Genomic DNA, 3,585 nt, shown 5'->3' with positions numbered 1-3,585 from the left:
GTTATGGGGCGAACTAGTGTTGTTTTAATATCTGCCACCGTCTTTAACGGCTCTACACGGGAAGTCCTGTTCACGTGGGACTTCCTTTTTCTTTTTCTTTTTCATTATAGCATGACTATGAAAAATTGGGTAGCAAGGCATTTTCAGCTTATTATTTATCTTTGTATTTTTCAAAAATAGGTTCAACTAATTCTTTTTCAGCGTTTTTCGTACTTCGCCGTATTTGTATATAGTTTCCCAATATGTTTATGTCTGGCAACGGACCCACTTAATCTAATATTTATTATTATGATAGACCAATTTGCCTATTAACTTAGTCTCGGTGTTTTTTTTCTAAAGTTGCTAATAATGCATCAATCCGTTGTTTAACTCGGGTTCGTTGAGTTGTATCAGTTAACAGTACTAACGTATCACCTTCATGAATCAAGGTGTCACCATGTGGAATCACTTCTTGTTCACCACGCCGGATTCCAATGAGCAGTGCTTCTTTAGGCCATGGCATGTCTCGGACCATTTTGCCGTTTAAGGGACTGCCAAAGAAAACCGGTATTTCCAAATGATCAGGTCGATGAAGTTGCTGAACAGTTTTAGGCATTGTCATCTGCTTAAGCAATGCTTCATAGATTGGTGCACCGCCTAATAAATCAACAACAAGGTAAGCAGTTAACGATATGACTGCTAATGGCATTAAATGTGTTAAATTGCCAACCATTTCTGTTACCAGCAAGATAGCTGTGAAGGGAGCTTTTCCAATTCCAGCAAAGTAACCGGCCATGGAAAAAATGATTAGGTTCATGATATAGACATGCGATAATAATCCTAATTGATTCATTAAGACGCCATAAACCGCACCAATCACAGCACCTAAAGAAAGAATCGGCAAAAAAATACCGCCAGGTAATCCGGAACCATATGAAATCATTGAAAAGACGAATCGTATAATAAAAATTGCAATTAGTACAAACAAAGGTGGAACATACTGGCCAAATCCAACAATTAATCCATTACCACCACCGAGTAAATTTGGCGAAAAGTAACCAACTAAGATTACCAGCAGAAATGGTACGATACCTTGTATTGGGCGTGGCAAATGTGTCAGTTGATGATACCACCGAGGCATAACTAACAAGACCCGTTGATATAAGTAACCAAACAATCCCAAAACAATGCCGAGTAAAATTAAGTGCCAATAATTTGATACTGGTAAACTACGTGAATAATTTAAATGTAACACGGGAACAAGTCCGAAAACATTCAGCGAGATAAAATTTGAACCAATTGCTCCGGCTAATGCTGTTAACCAAACCAGCGGTGAAAAATTATGGTAAATCTCTTCTAAGACAAATAGAGTTCCAGCAATGGGAGCATTAAACGCCGCTGCTAATCCAGCAGCGGCGCCTGATGCAATTAGCAGTCGGCGATCAGTTCCTGATAACTTAAACCCAGCAGCGAAACCTTGACCAACTGACGCACCTAATTGAATCGACGGTCCTTCTCGTCCGAGAAATAATCCGGGTCCCAATGCCAGAATACCACCGATAAATTTTCGCCAAAGAATTGACCACCAGTGCATTTCCAATTCGCCAGCCAATTGACCTTCAACTTGCGGAATTCCGGAACCAGAGATATAAGGTTCTCTCTTGAGAAGTCGAGCCACAATTAAAGCTAAACCAAGGTTGATGCCAATCAACAATGCCCATTCCCACCAAACAAATGGCGCGATTCGTAAGTATCTATATACCAATCGACTATAGTGCAGCCCTATCTCAATACAATAGCGAAATAAGCTAACAACGGTGCCACTCATTAAACCCACAAGCAGGCCGAGTAAAACAAATCGCAAACGAGTAACGTCAAATTTTTCTTTTACAAGCTGTATCAAATAACTAATCCTCCATTATAACCAATATTATATAATTTAGTGCTTAATTAAACTAGGCAATATCTCGATGAAATCTAGTAGTTATTTTTCACAGAGAAGGGGTGTCATACCGCTAAGATGTTTTAGTAGTTTATATGACGAGCCGCATGTTTGAGTAGTAATGGTGCTAATAACGTTGTTAGGATAATGGCAGTGATAATTGCCGAATAGTAATCATCACTGATTAGTTTGGATTGGTAGCCTATTTGAGCGATAATCAAGGCCATTTCCCCACGCGAGACCATCCCCGCACCAACGAGGTAAGCTTCATTCGAACTGAATCCGGCCCATTTAGCCCCACTTCCCGCTCCTAATAGTTTTGTCAGTGTTGCCACAATCGTCAATACGATAATTAATAACAAATCGTGTTCTATGCCAGCTAGTGACATATTTAAACCAATTGAAACGAAGAATACAGGAATGAAAATCGCATAACCGATTGGTTCGATACTTTGATCAACTTCATGAGCTACATGAGTTTGTGCAATCGCAATTCCTGCAAAAAAGGCCCCAATTACTGCACTCAGTCCAATCAGATCTGCAATATATGCCATACCAAAACACAAAATCATCGCCATTATAGTAGGTCCCACTGGATTCAATAATTTGGTGCCTAGTCTAGCGAGGAGAGGGGCGATAAAACGCATCACGAAATAAATTGCGGCAAAGTAAATTAGCTGCTCTAAAAAAGTCAGAGCTAGCGGTATCTGGGTATCCGTACCAGCCTTTGTACCTATTAAACTGACCATAATGCTAAGTAAAACGACAGCTAGCACATCGTCAACCACCGCGGCACCGAGGACTGTTGAACCGCTCTTACTATCAAGTAAATTTAGTTCTTTCATGACAGCAACTGAAATTGAAACCGACGTTGCGGCAAAAATAACGCTCAAAAACAAGCTTTCAAATTGTGTCAAGCCAAAAACAATACCAACTGGATAGATCAGTACCATCGGAATCAAAACTCCTAACAACGCGACAATTATGCTAGGACGCAAATATTTTTTAAGCAATGTAAGATCACTCTCAAGTCCGGCGATAAACATTAAGATGATAACCCCAATCTCTGAAAAAATATGGATGAAATCATTGGCGTGAACCCAATTCAACAACGCAGGACCAAGAATAATTCCAACAAATAATTGACCGATCACTGCTGGGATACCAACCCTAGAGGCTAGATGGCCAAATAGACTAGTTGCAATCAAGATGATCACCAAGGTACCTAAAAATTCCAAACAAAAACCTCCTCATACAAAAAACGTAAACCCAGATACCTCTTACACACCCCTGAAAGAGAACACCTTGAGCTTACGTCAACCGATTTATTTATTCATGTTTTAATAATACTTCTTATATGCTAGCAAACTAATCAAAAATATTCAAGTAACGATAAGTTGTCACATTTAGTTACTTATTCGAAACACAGACACCGCTAACTTTAAAAGTGATTTCTGAATTTTCTTTACCTATTTTAAATATCTGGATCGTTTTCTCCAGCTATAAATCATGCTGGATACATAACCGAGCTAAAAAGACACCGTAGGTATATTATCAGGTCCAAGGAATCCAAACTAGCAGCGACCAAAACATCATTGATTTCTTGTTTGAGGCTCATGGGAACATGGAATAATCTTCAGGAAGGCTTCACAGTCAATGAGCGT

2 protein-coding genes are annotated in these 3,585 nt (G+C 39.4%); both read right to left on the bottom strand.

What is annotated here, in order from left to right:
- Positions 1–313 precede the first annotated feature (313 nt).
- Entirely contained in the window at positions 314–1,882 is a 1,569-nt protein-coding gene (locus tag FD50_RS00010) for a ClC family H(+)/Cl(-) exchange transporter (protein WP_003561289.1), read from the bottom strand.
- 122 nt (positions 1,883–2,004) lie between these two features.
- Complete coding sequence (locus FD50_RS00005; RefSeq protein WP_056959370.1) at positions 2,005–3,159, bottom strand: cation:proton antiporter; 1,155 nt, start codon at positions 3,157–3,159, stop codon at positions 2,005–2,007.
- Between the last annotated feature and the right edge of the window lie 426 nt (positions 3,160–3,585).

The sequence above is a fragment of the Liquorilactobacillus satsumensis DSM 16230 = JCM 12392 genome (assembly GCF_001435195.1).
Taxonomy (GTDB): Bacteria; Bacillota; Bacilli; order Lactobacillales; family Lactobacillaceae; genus Liquorilactobacillus; species Liquorilactobacillus satsumensis.
Note: the sequence above shows the minus strand (reverse complement) of the source record. Positions and strands in the feature narration are given on the sequence as shown.